Source organism: Lysobacter enzymogenes, assembly GCF_023617245.1.
Lineage (GTDB): Bacteria > Pseudomonadota > Gammaproteobacteria > Xanthomonadales > Xanthomonadaceae > Lysobacter > Lysobacter yananisis.
The window spans coordinates 152,717-167,080 of the sequence record NZ_CP067396.1 but is presented as its reverse complement, the minus strand read 5'-3'; the positions used below and the strand labels follow the sequence as shown (position 1 = coordinate 167,080).

The window sequence follows — 14,364 nt, the reverse complement described above, 5'->3', positions numbered from 1 at the left end:
GTAAACGCATTGGCGCGGTCGCGGCTTGCGCCGCTCCTACAGGGGCTTCGGCCAGGTTCGTTTCATGCTGTAGGAGCGACGCGAGTCGCGACCGCGAGACCTCAACCTGCAGCGAAACGCTCGACGTAAACGCATCGGCGCGGTCGCGGCTCGCGCCGCGCCTACAGGGGCTTCGGCCGGGTTCGCGTGCGCGTCGCCGTTACCGCGCCTGGATCGGCCGGTACTGCTTCTGGTCGCCGTAGGCCTTGCCCTTCTCGTCCACGTTCGCGCACAGGCGGCCGTCGCACAGGGTCACGTCGGCCTGGTTGTAGGCGCGCAGCAGTTCGGCGGAGATGCGGTTGTGGTCGATGTCGGCGCGGTACTGCCACAGCAGCCAGCCGCCGCCGAGCAACAGCAGCAGCACGCTGCCGAACGCGGCGCCGACCACTTTCCACACCAGGTGCTTGTGCAACTCTTCCATCCGCTTGAGCTGCCCGGCCAGGGTCTGCGAGCCGGCGTGCAGCAAGGTGCCCGCGTCCTTGAGCCGCTTCTCGTAGGCGCCCACCGGCTCGGACAGGCCGCTCTCGAGCTTGCCCATCACCGCGCCGGGCAGGGTGCGCAGGCTGTCGTCGGCGGACTGGCGCAGCACGCCGGGCACCTGCTGGGCCAAGGCCTGCAGGTGCTCGGCGACGGTGCGCTGGTGGCGCTCGAGTTCCTCGCAGCGCCGTTCGAACTGCTCCATCAGCACCGCGGTCTTGCTGATCAGCGCCATCAACTCGTCTTGCTGCATCGCGTCCTCTTGGCGTTCGCCGCCGCTGCCGTGCCGATGCCCGCCCGGTCAGGCCATGCGCGGGCCGCGCGAGGGCGCGTCCGGCTGCTCGACCTGCGGCTTTTGCGCCTGCTGCGCCAGCGCCTGCTGTTCCTGGCGATCGACCGTGGCCACCGCCTCCTGGCGCAGGTTGCGGCCGGGATCGTTCGCGGCGGCGGCCTGGGTCGCCTGGCGGAACGCGTCGCGGTCGCCGGACTGGGCCGCGGCGAGCATGCGGTCGACCATCGAAGACGGATCGTCGGCCGACGCGCGCAGCCCCATCGCCGGCTGCAGGCGCGGCAGCGTCTCGGGCGCGTCCAGGCTGGAATGGCGCTGGCGCTCGCGTTCCTCGCGCCGCGCCGGTTCGCCGGCCGGCAGCGGGCCGCGGATGCCGTCGATCGCGTCCTCGACGGTGCCCAGCGGCGAGCGCAGCGCGCCGGTCAGGCCGCGCCGCGCCGCCATCACGTCGCCGCGGTACTTGTCGATCATCGGATCGAAGTCCTGCGCGCGCTGCTGCGCCTGCGGATCGGTCAGCACCGAGCGGTCGGGCCGGCCGTTGCCGTCGACGTTGGTGAAGTTGTGCATGCTGTGCGAGCCCATCAGCGAGCCGGCCGCGGTCAGCGGATTGCGCAGGTCCCAGCCGCTGCGGTTGTTCTCGTAGCCCTTGTCGCGCAGGGTGTCGATTTCCTGCTGGTTGGCGTACACCCGCACCTGGCCGTAGTGCTGGCTGGCGGCGCTGACCGGGTCGCCGGCCATGACATGGTTGACCATGCGGTCCCCGCCTTCGGGGATGCGCCGGTTGAGGCTGACCGCGCCGTAGGCGTTGAAGGTTTCGCCGCGCAGGTCGAAATGGTGCGCGCTGACCTGGGCCAGGGTGCCGCCGAGCGAATGGCCGGTGACGGTGACCTCCGGCGAGGTGCCGCTGGCGCGCGCGATCTGCATCGCTTCGCGGGTCAGGGCGATGGCGTCGTTGGCCTGGACGTTGGCGCGGCTGGTGACCATGCCCGCGTCGGTGAGGCCGTCGCGGACCGGCTGGCGGTCGAACTCGGTGCCGCGATGGGCCACCACGATCTCGCCGGTGTCGGCGCGCTGGTAGATCGTGCCCTGGTAGCCCGAGGGACGGTCGACGTGGCGCAGGACGTTGTAGCGCACGCCGTCGAGCTGCACCTCTTCGCCCTGGCGGCGCGGATTGTAGGAGTCCTGCGCGAGCGCGGCGTACTGCTGGCTGTTGAGGCTCATTGCGCACCTTCCTTGGCGGTCATGGTGATGGTGAACAGCTCATTGCGCAGTTCCGGCTGGAAGCGCGCCGGATCGGCGGCGCCGGCGTCGGGGAAGTCGCTGACCGTCTCGCTGCGCGGGTAATGGGCCTTGGCGTAGTACTTGGTGCGTTCCTGCTGGCCCTGCACTTCGCTGCCGAGCAGGTTGGACACGAACGAGGTCTCGGCCTGTTCGCCGCTGGCCTTGAGCTGGGCGTTGACGCTCGCCACCTGCCAGTGGCACACGCCCTTGCCGAGGTAGTCCTCGTCGAGCATCGCGTCGGCATAGACCGTGGCAGCGTAGGTGGTGTCGTCGACGCGGCTGAATTCCAGGTCCAGCGCCTTCATCGGATGGGTCGGCACGCCGGCCACCGGATCGGGGATGTAGACGCAGTCCGGCGCTTCGTATTGGGCGAAGCCGCGCACGTTGGCGAGCGGGCCGGGCGCCTGGGCGACCTTGAGCAGCACCCGGTAGGCGCGCTTGGGCGCCGGGTTGCGCTGGAACTTGGCGGCCAGGGCGGCGGGGTCGGGGCCGGCGGCGCCCGGGATCGGATCGGTCTGGGTGGTCATGGCGGTCTCGGGAGCGCTGCAGGCGGAAAGGCTCAACGCCAGCAGGAGGGCGAGGGGGCGTAACGGGCCGCGCATCGATGCCTCCATGGCGAAAGAACGGGGTGGCCGCGTCGCGGCCGGCGGCCGGGCGGCGGAACCGCCCTCGGCCGGAAACGGCGCAGGCGGCGGTCCGGCGAGCCTACGACAGGCCCCCAGCCGGAGCAAACCGTCATACCGCGGGCTCTGCGACCAGCGACCGGGGTCACATCCAGCCCGGCGCCGCCGTCTAGGTCGTCAGTCATGGCAACCCCGGCCGCCCCCGGCTCATCCATTGCCTTGAACCCGGTCGCCACGCCCCGCCGGCCCGCCCCAGGAAACGCACCGGGGCATGACCAAAGGGGGATATGACTTCCAGCACATAGCAAGCCCCGCCCAGGTGTTGTACTTTACCAACACACCGAAGCACTACACCTCCACGACAGCAGAAAGGACGAACCCATGAACGCCACCGCCACCACCCGCACCGCCCCGACCGCCAAGACCCCGGCCACCACCGCCCCGGTCCGCCACGTCCACCGCCAGCGCGACTTCGGCGTCGGCTACGGCAACTCCAGCGGCTACGCCAGCAACCGCAGCTACGCCAGCAACTGGGTCCAGCCGCGCTTCCGCTTCGCCTGATCGCCCACTCGGCGTCCATGGATCGCTCGTCCGCGGCCCTATCGGTTCTCCGGCCCGGATCGGCGCAGTAAGCGCTCCCGTTCCCCGACTCAGCGCGCGCCGATCCGGCCTTTTTCCGGCCCACGGCACGATCCAGCCGCCGCACCCGCAGCACCGAAGCCCGTCGCACCCGCAATCCCCGGCGCAAGCGGCCATGTCCCGGCTGGTCCGGTCGCCGCCTCGCCGCTATCGTGAGCCGATGAGCGCATCCGACCCGACCAGCCCCGCGGCGCCCGCCGCCCAGCCGCCCGCGGCCAAACCCTTGTTCCGCGGCGCCACCACCGTCGACGACCTCAACCGGCTCTCGCGCAACACCGCGATGGAGCCGCTCGGCATCGTCTTCACCGAGATCGGTCCCGACTACGTGCGCGGCACCATGCCGGTCGATCCGCGCACCCACCAGCCCTACGGCCTGCTCCACGGCGGCGCCTCGGTATTGCTGGCCGAAACCCTCGGCAGCAGCGCCGGCAACCTGTGCTGCGCCGCCGGCAAGGTCTGCGTCGGCATCGAGATCAACGCCAACCACGTGCGCGGCGTGCGTAGCGGCACGGTCGTCGGCACCGCCCGGCCGATCCACGTCGGCGCCAGCACCCAGGTCTGGGACATCCGCATCGAGGACGAAGCCGGCCGCCTGGTCTGCGTCTCGCGCCTGACCCTGGCCGTGGTACCCAAGCCCTGAGCCGGCGGGTAGGCTAAGGCTCCGCGTGGCGCGGCCTTCGCGCCCGCACCGCGCCCACCGCCGAGGCTCCGTGCGCCGACCCACCATCAAAGATGTCGCCGAACTCGCCCAGGTCTCGCTGAAGACCGTCTCGCGGGTCATCAACGACGAGTCCGGCGTGCGCGCCCGCACCCGCGCGCGGGTGCACGAGGCGATCGCCGAACTCGACTACCGTCCCGACCCGTCCGCGCGCAGCCTGCGCAGCGCCCAGCCGTATGCGCTGGGCGTGGTCTACGACAACCCGAACCCGTACTACATCATCAGCGTGCAGAACGGCGTGCTGGCCGCCTGCCGCGAGACCGGCTACGGCCTGCAGATCCATCCCTGCGATTCGTCCTCGCCGCTGCTGGCCGCCGACCTGATCGACCTGGTCCAGGGCGCGCGCCTGGCCGGCCTGGTGTTGGCGCCGCCGATGTCCGAGCGCATGGAGCTGGTCAGCGAACTGCTCGCGCACGGGATCAAGCTGGTGCGCATCGTCTCGGCCGCCGAGGACCCGCGCGACGGCGCGCCGTGCGTCTGGGTCGACGACCGCGACGCCGCCTACGACATCACCGAACACCTGATCCAGCTCGGCCATCAGCGCATCGGCTTCCTGTGGGGCGGCAAATCGCACCGTTCCAGTTGGGAGCGCTACAAGGGCTACGCCCAGGCGCTGACCGACTACGGCATCGGCGAAGACGAAAACCTGGTGCTGCCGGGCGACTACTCCTTCGACGACGGCTTCCGCGGCGCGCGCCGCCTGTTCGCCCTGCCCGACCGGCCGACCGCGATCTTCGGCAGCAACGACGAAATCGCCGCCGGCGTGCTGGCGGCGGCGAAGTCTTCCGGGATGCACGTGCCCTACGACCTGTCGATCGCCGGGTTCGAGGACAGCCCGTTCTCCAAGCAGTCGTGGCCGACGCTGACCACCGCGCGGCAGGCGACCGAGGAGATCGCGCGGCATGCGGCGTATCGCTTGATCGCCGAATTGCGGCGCGAGAGCGACACCCCGGCGGAAGCGCCGGCGAACGAGGGCTTCAGCCCGATCCTGGTGGTACGCGGGTCGACCGCGCCGCCGCGGCCCGCCGGCGGCGGTTGAGCCCGTCGCCTCCCGGCATCGTTGCGTAGGCCCATGTAGGAACGACGCGAGTCGCGGCCGTGCCATCGCAACTGCGGCGCAACCGTCGACGTAACCGCATTGGCGCGGTCGCGGCTTGCGCCGCTCCTACAGGAGCTGCGGCCCGATCACTTCAGCACCGCCGCCTCGCGCGCCAGCGCTTCGACCTTGGCCCAATCGCCGGCCTTCACCGCCGCCGCCGGCGCTACCCACGAGCCGCCGACGCAAGGCACGTTCGCCAGCGCCAGGTACTCGCGCGCGTTGTTCGCGCCGATCCCGCCGGTCGCGCAGAAACGCAGTTCCGGCAGCGGGCCGCCGAGCGATTTCAGCGCGGTCGCGCCGCCGATCGATTCGGCCGGGAAGAACTTGAGCTGGGTGTAGCCCTGTTCCAGCAACGCCATCGCTTCCGAGGCGGTGGCCGCGCCCGGCAGCCACGGCAGGTCGATCTCGCGCGCGGCGGCGATCAACCCCGGCGAACTGCCGGGCGAGACGGCGAAAGTGGCGCCGGCCTTGAGCGCATCGACGAAATCCTGCGGCCGGCGCACGCTGCCGACACCGACCGCGGCGCCTTCGACTTCGGCGGCGATCGCACGCACCGCCTCCAGCGCGACCGGCGTGCGCAGCGTCACTTCGATCGCCGGTAAACCACCGGCGACCAGCGCGCGCGCCAACGGCACGGCGTGGGCGAGGTCGTCGATCACCAATACCGGCACCACCGGCGCCAGCGCCAGCACCGCGCCGACGCGCTTTTGCAGATCCTGCATCGCAGTCATTGTTCGATTCCCGGAAGAAGACTCAGGCGCGCGCGGCGACTTCGTCGATGTGCTTGAGCAGGTCGGCCGGGTCTTCGTAGACGCGGAAGCCGCCGGCGCGTTCGAGTTCGTCCTGGCCATAGCCGCCGGACAACAGCCCGACGCCGAGCGCGCGCGCGCGGCGCGCGGCGAGCAGGTCCCAGATGCTGTCGCCGACCACCACCGAATGCTCGATGTCGGCGCCAAGCTTGTCGGCGGCGGCGAGGAACAGGTCGGGATCGGGCTTGGCGTAGCGCACCATGTCGCGGGTGATCACCACGTTGCGCTCGGGATCGACGCCGAGCGCGACCAGGTTGTGGCGCGCGGTTTCCATGCGGCCGCTGGTGGCGATGGCCCAGGGGATGCCGTTGTCGGTCAGGTACGCGAGCAGCTCGACCGCGCCCGGCAGCGGCCGGATCTGCGTCGCCTGCGCCGCATAGGCCTGCGCGTGCAGCTTGTGCAGGCGCTCGACCCGCTCGGGGGTGATGTCGATTCCGGTCTCGCGCAGCAGGATGTTGGTGAACAATCCGCCGCTCATGCCGATCTTGCGATGGATGCGCCACACCGACAGCGGAATGCCGTCGGCGTCGAGGGCTTGTTTCCAGGCCAGGACGTGCTGGTAGACGCTGTCGACCAAGGTGCCGTCGAGGTCGAACAGGAAGGTGGTGCGGATGGGGGCGGGCATGTCGCTGCCTTTTCGGAATCCGGGAGGGGTGGGCAACTTCGTTCTTACCTATCGTCATTCCCACGAAGGCGGGAATCCAGAGACTTTAGAGTCATGTCGCGATGAAGCCCTGGATTCCCGCGTTCGCGGGAATGACGGTTGTCGCCATCGCGATGAAGCCCTGGGTTCCCACCTTCGCGGGAATGACGGTGGAGGCGACGCGAGGCTTCGAACGAATCGACGCCCACACCACCGCCGCAATCACAACGGCACCGGCCCGAACACGCCCGCGCCCCGATCGGCCGGCGCGGCCGCGTCGCGGAACGCGGCGAACAGTTCGCGGCCGAAGCCGACGTGGTGCGCGGACAGGTCGGCCGTCGCGTTCTCGCGCGCCGCCCAGTCCGCCGGTTCGATCACGCTCAAGGTCCCGGCCACCGCGTCCACGCGCAGCACGTCGCCGTCGCGCAGTTTCGCCAGCGGTCCGCCGACCATCGCCTCGGGCGTGACGTGGATCGCCGCGGGCACCTGGCCCGAGGCGCCGGACATGCGGCCGTCGGTGACCAGCGCGACCCGATGCCCGCGCTTCTGCAACACGGTCAGCGTCGGCGTCAGCTGATGCAGTTCGGGCATGCCGTTCGCGCGCGGGCCCTGGAAGCGCACCACCACGATCACGTCGCGATCCAACTCGCCGCGCTCGAACGCCTGCTTGACCTCGTATTGCTCGGTGAACACCCTGCACGGCGCCTCGACCGTCCAGCGGTCTTCCGGCACCGCCGAGACCTTGATCGCCGCGGTGCCGAGGTTGCCGGTCAGCACGCGCAAACCGCCGTCGGCGCGGAACGGTTCGGCGACCGGACGCAGCACCGCGGTGTCGCAGCTGGTCGGCGTCGACGGCACGTACTGCACTTCGCCGTCCTCGCCCAGGCGCGCTTCGACCCGGTAGCGATCCAGGCCGTGGCCGGCGACGGTTTCGACATCGCCGTGCAGCAGGCCGTGATCGAGCAACTCGCCGATCAGGAACGCCAGCCCACCGGCGGCGTGGAAGTGGTTCACGTCGGCGCTGCCGTTGGGATAGACCCGCGCCAGCAGCGGCACCGCCGAGGACAGCGCGTCGAAGTCCTCCAGCCGCAGTTCGATGCCGGCGGCGGCGGCCATCGCCACCAGATGCAGCAAGTGGTTGGTCGAGCCGCCGGTGACGTGCAGGCCGATCACGCCGTTGACGATGGCGCGCTCGTCGACGATGCGGCCGATCGGCCGGTAGTCGTCGCCGAGCGCGGTGATCTGCGCGGCGCGGCGCGCGGCCAGCGCGGTCAGCGCGTCGCGCAGCGGGGTGTTGGGATGGACGAAGCTGGAGCCCGGCAGGTGCAGGCCCATCATCTCCATCAGCATCTGGTTGGAGTTGGCGGTGCCATAGAAAGTGCAGGTGCCTGGGCCGTGGTAGCTGCGCGCTTCGGCTTCGAGCAACTCGTCGCGGGTCGCTTCGCCGGTGGCGTAGCGTTGGCGCACGCGCGATTTCTCGTCGTTGGGCAGGCCCGAGGTCATCGGCCCGGCCGGCACGAAGATGCCCGGCAGGTGGCCGAAGTTCAACGCGCCGATCAGCAGGCCGGGCACGATCTTGTCGCACACGCCCAGGTACAGCGCGGCGTCGAACATGTCGTGCGACAGCGCGATCGCGGTCGACATCGCGATCACATCGCGCGAGAACAGCGACAACTCCATGCCTTCGCGGCCCTGGGTGACGCCGTCGCACATCGCCGGAACGCAGCCCGCGACCTGCGCGGTCGCGCCGGCGTCGCGCGCGGCGGCCTTGAGCAGATCGGGATAGCGCTCCAGCGGCTGGTGCGCGGACAGCATGTCGTTGAACGAGGTGACGATGCCGAGGTTCGGCGCCGCGCCGCTGCGCAGCGCCTGCTTGTCGCCGACGTTGCAGGCGGCGAAGCCGTGGGCGAGATTGCCGCACGACAGCCGGCGCCGGTGCGGACCGCTGCCGCACGCCGCGTCGATACGGGCGAGGTAGGCGGTGCGGCGCGCGCGGCTGCGTTCGACGATGCGTTGCGTGACTTGCGCGACGACAGGATGCAGTTGGGTATTCACGTGGACCTTGGTCGATGCGGGGCGCCGGCATCGGCGCCTGGCCGGTGACTCGAAAAACGCGACTCCCCCGAAAAAGGGAGAGAGGGGGGATTTGCCGTTCCTACACCTTCCGCAGAAGCACCGGCAAAAGCAAATCCCCCCGCGTCCGCGGTGCGGACGCGGCCCCCGGCGAAGGGGGCGACAGCAAAAGCCTTAACTGGGAGGGGAGGGAGTCAGGGCTTGGCTGTCTGCGGAACCCAAACCAACGCGGGCTCCGAAAAATCGCGGATCTCAAAGTGCGGGGTTACGGACTCCAATACAGGGTCGGCGCGTTCGGCGCGCCCGCCAATGCGGCGCGGATCGGCAGGGTCGAACGCGGATCGCTTCGCGCGGCGTCGAGCACCGCGCGCTTGCTCTCGCCTTCGATATGCAGGTACAGCGCCGGCGCGGTGAAGATCGCGCTCAGGGTCAGGGTCATGCGCGGCTCGGGCATCGCCGCGGTGCGCACCGACATCACCGGCGCGCGCCCGCGCGGCTGCAGACCGATCTCGCGCAGCGCCGGGTTGTCGTGGCCGAGGTCCGGGAACAGCGACGCGGTGTGGCCGTCCTCGCCCATGCCCAGCACCGCCACGTCCAGCGGCAGGCCTTCGTTGGCGATCTTGGTCAGCACCGGCATCAGCGCCATTTCCGGCGTCTCCACCGGACGGTACAGCGGCAGGAAACGCGCGGCCGCCGCATTGTTCTGGAACAGGTGCTCGCGCAGCAGGCGTTCGTTGGATCGCGGATGTTCGGCCGGCACCCAGCGCTCGTCGATCGGCAGCACGGTGACCCGCGCCCAATCCAGCGTCTGTTGCGACAACAGCTGGAAGAAACGCTTGGGCGTGTTGCCGCCCGACAGCGCGATGCTGGCCTCGCCGTGACGGGCGAGCGCGGCGCGCAGGTCGGCGGCGACTTGCCGCGCCAAGGCCAACGCCAGCTGTTCGCCGTCGTCGAACAGTTTTTCGTGCAAGGGCAGCGGCAAGGGTTCGATCACGGTCAGTCGCTCAGCTTGCATCTTCATGCCACGTCCTCCCATCGCGTTCGATCAGCGCCACCGCGGCGCTCGGGCCCCAGCTGCCGGCGGTGTACGGGCGCGGCGCCTCGGCGCTCGCGGCCCAGGCCGCGCGGATCGGGTCGATCCATTTCCACGCCGCGTCGACTTCGTCGCGGCGCATGAACAACATCGGATTGCCGCGCACCACGTCCATCAGCAGACGTTCGTACGCATCGGCCTGGCGCCCGCCGAACGCGGCGGCGAAGCTCATGTCCAGCGGCACGTGGCGCAGGCGCAGGCCGCCGGGGCCGGGCACCTTGTTCATCAGCCACAGCTTCACGCCCTCGTCGGGCTGCAAGCGCAGCACCAGCTTGTTCGGCTGCAGGCGACTGGACGGGTCCTGTTCGGTCAGGCCTTCGAAGATCGAATGCGGCACCTGGCGGAACGTCACCACGATTTCCGAGACGCGCTCGGCCAGACGCTTGCCGGTGCGCAGGTAGAACGGCACCCCGGCCCAACGCCAGTTCTTCACTTCGGCCTTCAGCGCGACGAAGGTTTCGGTCAGCGACTGCGCGCCCAGTTCCTGCGCATAGCCCGGCACCGCGCGGCCCTCGACCGCGCCGGCCTTGTACTGGCCGCGCACGGTGAAGGCGGCGGCGTTGCCGTTCTCGATCGGGCGCAGCGCGCGCAGCACCTTGAGTTTTTCGTCGCGGATCGCGTCGGCGGCCAGCGACGAGGGCGGCTCCATCGCCACCAGGCACAGCAGCTGCAGCAGATGGTTCTGGACCATGTCGCGCAGCGCGCCGGACTTGTCGTAGTACGGCGCGCGCGATTCGACGCCGACGGTCTCGGCCACGGTGATCTGCACGTGGTCGATGTGCTCGGCCTTCCACAGCGGTTCGAACAGCGCGTTGCTGAAACGCAGCGCGGTCAGGTTCTGCACCGTTTCCTTGCCGAGGTAATGGTCGATGCGGAAGATCTGGGTTTCGTTGAACACCCGCGCCAGCGCGTCGTTGATCGCATCGGCGCTGACGCCGTCCTTGCCGAGCGGCTTCTCGACCACCACCCGGGTCTTGGGGTTGACCAGGCCGTGCGACTGCAGCCGGTCGGAGACCACACCGAACAGGTCCGGACCGACCGCGAGGTAAAACACCCGCACCCGCTCGGCATCGGTGAATTCGGCGGCGAACTCGGGCCAGCCGCTGTCCGAGCTCAGGTCCAGGCGGCGGTAGGACAGCAGCGCCAAGAAGCCGTCGAGCACCTCGGTCTGCTGCGCCTGCTCGCCGGCGAACTGGATCAAGGCCTCGCGGATCTTGCCGCGGTAGGCCTCATCGCTGCGCTCGTCGCGGGCGATGCCGACGATGCGCGCGCCGGCGACGATCTGGCCGTCGGCATACCGGTGGAACAGCGCCGGCAGCAGCTTGCGCAGGGCCAGGTCGCCGGTGCCGCCGAAGATCACCAGATCGAACGGGGCCAACGGCGCGAGGTGCGGCGGTTGCGAGGTGGAAGGCACGGAATAGACGCTCATGGACGGTCCGGCGGGGTCTCGACTGGTCTCGGTGAAACCATACCAGCAAAGATACCAGTAAGATACCACCTGTGCAAAACAACCATGAATCAATGGTTTAAACAGGTTTAGCACGTCTTTGTTGCCGCCAATGGTCTGCCACTGGTATCTTTTCCGGCATGCAGGACTATCTGCAAAGCGAATTCCGCCGCCAGTCCGACGCGCGCCGCGCGCCGGCTTATCAACACCTGCGCCGCACTCTCCAGCACGCGATCGAGAACGGCGAACTGACCGCCGGCCAGGCCCTGCCCGGCGAGCGCGAGCTCGGCAAGCTGCTGGATCTGTCGCGGGTGACCGTGCGCAAGGCCATCGCCGGCCTCGTCGGCGACGGCCTGCTGGTGCAGCGCCAGGGCGCCGGCACCTTCGTCGCCGAGCGCATCGTCAAGTCGTTCTCGCGCCTGACCAGCTTCACCGACGACCTGCGCGCGCGCGGGCTCGACCCGCGCTCGACCTTCCTCGAACGCGGCCTCGGCGACGTCACGCCGGAAGAGGCGATGGCGCTGAACCTGTCGCCGGGCGCGGCGGTGATCCGCTACTACCGCCTGCGCACCGCCGACGGCGTGGCCCTGGCGCTGGAACGCACGGTGGTGCCGGCCGCGGTCATCGGCGACCCGGACCTCGTCGAAAACTCGCTGTACGAAGCCTTCGCCAAGCTCGGCATCCGCCCCACCCGCGCGCTGCAGCGCCTGCGCGCGATCGCCTTCGACGCCGAGCAGGCGCGCCTGATGAACCTGCCCGAAGGCGCGCCGGGATTGTTCATCGAACGCCGCACCTTCCTCGACGACGGTCGCGTCGTCGAGTTCACCCGATCCTTCTACCGCGGCGACGCCTACGACTTCGTCGCCGAACTCCAGAGCGAACCCACCCCGTGAGCGCCGACACCCTGCCCGACCCCACCCCGCTCGACCCCAGCAGCACCCGCATGTACGCCGAAGCGCAGGAAGCCGGCGATGCGGTCGCCCGCCAGTTCCAGGCCAACGCCGACATCGTCGACGAACTGACCCAGCGCCTGCGCGCGCAGCCGCCGCGCTTCATCGTGACGTGCGCGCGCGGCAGCTCCGATCACGCCGCGACGTACGGCAAGTATCTGTTCGAGACCCAGCTCGGCCTGGTCACCGCCTCGGCCTCGCCGTCGGTGGGCTCGGTCTACGCGATCAAGCCGCAATTGCAGGATTCGCTGTTCGTGGCGGTGTCGCAGTCGGGCAAGAGCCCCGACCTGGTGCGCAACGCCGAGATCGCCAAGAGCGCCGGCGCGCACGTGCTGGCCCTGGTCAATGTCGCCGACTCACCGCTGGCGCGGATCGCCGACACCGTGCTGCCGCTGCACGCCGGCCCGGAGAAGAGCGTCGCCGCGACCAAGAGCTACCTGTGCTCGCTGGCCGCGATGCTGCAGCTGACCGCGCGCTGGAGCAGCGACGCCAAGCTGTTCGACGCCGTGCACGCGCTGCCCGAGGCCTTGCGCCAGGCGTTCGCGCAGGATTGGTCGCCGCTGGTCGAAGGCCTGCGCGAGGCGCACAACCTGTTCGTGATCGGCCGCGGCCTCGGCCTCGGCGCGGCCCAGGAGGCCGCGCTGAAGTTCAAGGAAACCTGCGCCCTGCACGCCGAGGCCTTCAGCAGCGCGGAAGTGAAGCACGGCCCGATGGCGATCGTCGGCCCAGGGTTCCCGGTGCTGGCCTTCGCCCAGGACGACGGCACCGGCGACGGCACCGTGGCGGTGGCGCGCGAGTTCCGCCAGCGCGGCGCGCCGGTGTGGCTGGCCGCGCCGGGCATCCACGGCGGCGACGCGCTGCCGCTGGCGCGCTCGCTGCATCCGGCGATGACGCCGCTGCTGACCGTGGCCAGCTTCTACAAGGCGGCCAATGCGCTGTCGGTCGCGCGCGGGCTGAATCCGGACGTGCCGCCGCATCTCAACAAAGTCACCGAGACGGTCTGAGGCCATGACCGCGACCGCCTTCGTCAACGGCCGCGTGCTCAGCGAGCGCGGCTTCGAGTCCGACCTCAGCGTGATCGTCGAGGACGGCTGGATCGTCGCCGTGCTGCCCGGCCCGGCGCCGGCCGGCGCGCAGGCGGTGGACCTGCAAGGCCGCTATCTGGCGCCGGGCTTCATCGACACCCAGGTCAACGGCGGCGGCGACGTGCTGTTCAACGACGCGCCCACCGTCGAAGGCCTGCGCACGATCGCCCGGGCGCACCGCCGCTTCGGCACCACCGGGATGATGCCGACGCTGATCAGCGACGACGTCGCGGTGATGCTGCGCGCGATCGGCGCGGTGCGCGAGGCCATCGCCGCGGGCGTGCCCGGCATCCTCGGCATCCATCTGGAAGGTCCGTACCTGGCGCCGGCGCGCAAGGGCGTGCACAACCCGGACAAGTTCCACACCCCGGGCGAGGACGAGCTCGACCGCATCGCCTCGCTCGACAACGGCAAGACCCTCCTGACCCTGGCGCCGGAGCGATTCGACGACGCCACCCTGCGCGCGCTGGCCGCGCGCGGCGTGCTGCTCAGCGCCGGCCACACCGCCGCCGACTACGATCGGTTGCGCGCGGCCTTCGCCAACGGCGTCAGCGGCGTCACCCACCTGTTCAACGCGATGACTCCGCTCGGCAGCCGCGAACCCGGCGGCGTCGGCGCCTGTCTCGACGATCCCAACGCCTGGTGCGGGGTGATCGTCGACGGCGAACACGTGCACGACGCGTCGCTGCGCATCGCCATCGCGGCCAAGCCGCGCGGCAAGATCATGCTGGTCACCGACGCGATGCCGCCGGTCGGCGGCGTCAGCGAAGACTTCGTGCTGTACGGCGAAACCATGACCTGCCGCGACGGCAAGTGCACCACCGCCAGCGGCACCCTGGCCGGCTCGGCGCTCGACATGGCCAGCGCGGTGCGCAACACCGTCCAACGCCTGGGCCTGCCGCTGGACGAAGCCTGCCGCATGGCCTCGACCTACCCGGCGCAGTTCCTCGGCCTGGGCGACCGGCTCGGCAAGATCCTGCCCGGCTACCGCGCCGACCTCATCGCGCTGGACGACGCGTTGGCGGTGCAAGACAGCTGGATCGGCGGCGCGCGCTGAGGCACCGTGCGCCAGCCGCCGCCGCTGCGCCGCGGCGCATCG

At 70.3% G+C, this 14,364-nt stretch carries 14 protein-coding genes; 6 read left to right on the top strand and 8 right to left on the bottom strand.

The window, feature by feature from the left end; translation table 11 throughout:
* Window positions 1–199: 199 nt before the first annotated feature.
* The 3 genes from JHW41_RS00710 to JHW41_RS00700 are packed head-to-tail and all read right to left on the bottom strand — an operon-like array spanning window position 200 to window position 2,613.
* Window positions 200–769, bottom strand: coding sequence for a hypothetical protein (locus tag JHW41_RS00710; protein WP_057949615.1), 570 nt, complete (start codon window positions 767–769; stop codon window positions 200–202).
* Window positions 770–817: 48 nt separating this feature from the next.
* Entirely contained in the window at window positions 818–2,026 is a 1,209-nt protein-coding gene (locus JHW41_RS00705) for a lipase family protein (protein ID WP_250448676.1), read from the bottom strand.
* Window positions 2,023–2,613 (bottom strand): hypothetical protein, encoded by a 591-nt coding sequence (locus JHW41_RS00700; RefSeq protein WP_057949617.1) that lies wholly within the window; start codon window positions 2,611–2,613, stop codon window positions 2,023–2,025. Before JHW41_RS00700 ends, JHW41_RS00705 begins: the two co-directional genes overlap by 4 nt.
* Window positions 2,614–3,090: 477 nt before the next feature.
* On the opposite strand from JHW41_RS00700, the gene JHW41_RS00695 reads away from it, so the two are divergent.
* From JHW41_RS00695 to JHW41_RS00685, 3 genes are all read left to right on the top strand, one after another.
* The gene (locus JHW41_RS00695; protein WP_250448674.1) at window positions 3,091–3,270 is read left to right on the top strand and encodes a hypothetical protein; all 180 of its coding nucleotides are present in this window, start codon (window positions 3,091–3,093) and stop codon (window positions 3,268–3,270) included.
* 358 nt (window positions 3,271–3,628) lie between these two features.
* Window positions 3,629–3,988: a hotdog fold thioesterase gene (locus JHW41_RS00690; protein ID WP_057950347.1), complete on the top strand. Its 360-nt coding sequence runs from the start codon at window positions 3,629–3,631 to the stop codon at window positions 3,986–3,988.
* A 70-nt stretch (window positions 3,989–4,058) separates the two neighbouring features.
* On the top strand, window positions 4,059–5,105 hold the full coding sequence (locus JHW41_RS00685; protein ID WP_057949619.1) for a LacI family DNA-binding transcriptional regulator: 1,047 nt from the start codon (window positions 4,059–4,061) through the stop codon (window positions 5,103–5,105).
* A 146-nt stretch (window positions 5,106–5,251) separates the two neighbouring features.
* Here the strand turns inward: JHW41_RS00685 and eda are convergent, their stop codons facing one another.
* From eda to zwf, 5 genes are all read right to left on the bottom strand, one after another.
* Window positions 5,252–5,887 (bottom strand): bifunctional 4-hydroxy-2-oxoglutarate aldolase/2-dehydro-3-deoxy-phosphogluconate aldolase, encoded by a 636-nt coding sequence (gene eda / locus JHW41_RS00680; RefSeq protein WP_428995438.1) that lies wholly within the window; start codon window positions 5,885–5,887, stop codon window positions 5,252–5,254.
* A gap of 31 nt (window positions 5,888–5,918) precedes the next feature.
* Complete coding sequence (locus tag JHW41_RS00675; RefSeq protein WP_057949621.1) at window positions 5,919–6,599, bottom strand: HAD family hydrolase; 681 nt, start codon at window positions 6,597–6,599, stop codon at window positions 5,919–5,921.
* Window positions 6,600–6,839: 240 nt separating this feature from the next.
* The gene (edd, locus tag JHW41_RS00670) at window positions 6,840–8,672 is read right to left on the bottom strand and encodes a phosphogluconate dehydratase (RefSeq protein ID WP_078996551.1); all 1,833 of its coding nucleotides are present in this window, start codon (window positions 8,670–8,672) and stop codon (window positions 6,840–6,842) included.
* 283 nt (window positions 8,673–8,955) lie between these two features.
* Window positions 8,956–9,711 carry a 6-phosphogluconolactonase gene (gene pgl, locus JHW41_RS00665; protein ID WP_250448670.1) on the bottom strand — a complete coding sequence of 252 codons (756 nt, stop codon included), beginning with the start codon at window positions 9,709–9,711 and terminating at the stop codon, window positions 8,956–8,958.
* Complete coding sequence (zwf, locus tag JHW41_RS00660; protein ID WP_057949623.1) at window positions 9,695–11,212, bottom strand: glucose-6-phosphate dehydrogenase; 1,518 nt, start codon at window positions 11,210–11,212, stop codon at window positions 9,695–9,697. The genes pgl and zwf overlap by 17 nt, the downstream gene beginning before the upstream one ends.
* 158 nt (window positions 11,213–11,370) lie before the next feature.
* On the opposite strand from zwf, the gene JHW41_RS00655 reads away from it, so the two are divergent.
* The 3 genes from JHW41_RS00655 to nagA are packed head-to-tail and all read left to right on the top strand — an operon-like array spanning window position 11,371 to window position 14,322.
* Window positions 11,371–12,123 carry a GntR family transcriptional regulator gene (locus JHW41_RS00655; protein WP_250448669.1) on the top strand — a complete coding sequence of 251 codons (753 nt, stop codon included), beginning with the start codon at window positions 11,371–11,373 and terminating at the stop codon, window positions 12,121–12,123.
* Between the two features lie 50 nt (window positions 12,124–12,173).
* A complete protein-coding gene (locus JHW41_RS00650) occupies window positions 12,174–13,184 on the top strand; it encodes an SIS domain-containing protein (protein WP_250451326.1) in 1,011 nt (336 codons plus the stop codon).
* A gap of 4 nt (window positions 13,185–13,188) precedes the next feature.
* Window positions 13,189–14,322: an N-acetylglucosamine-6-phosphate deacetylase gene (nagA, locus tag JHW41_RS00645; RefSeq protein WP_250448667.1), complete on the top strand. Its 1,134-nt coding sequence runs from the start codon at window positions 13,189–13,191 to the stop codon at window positions 14,320–14,322.
* Window positions 14,323–14,364 lie beyond the last annotated feature (42 nt).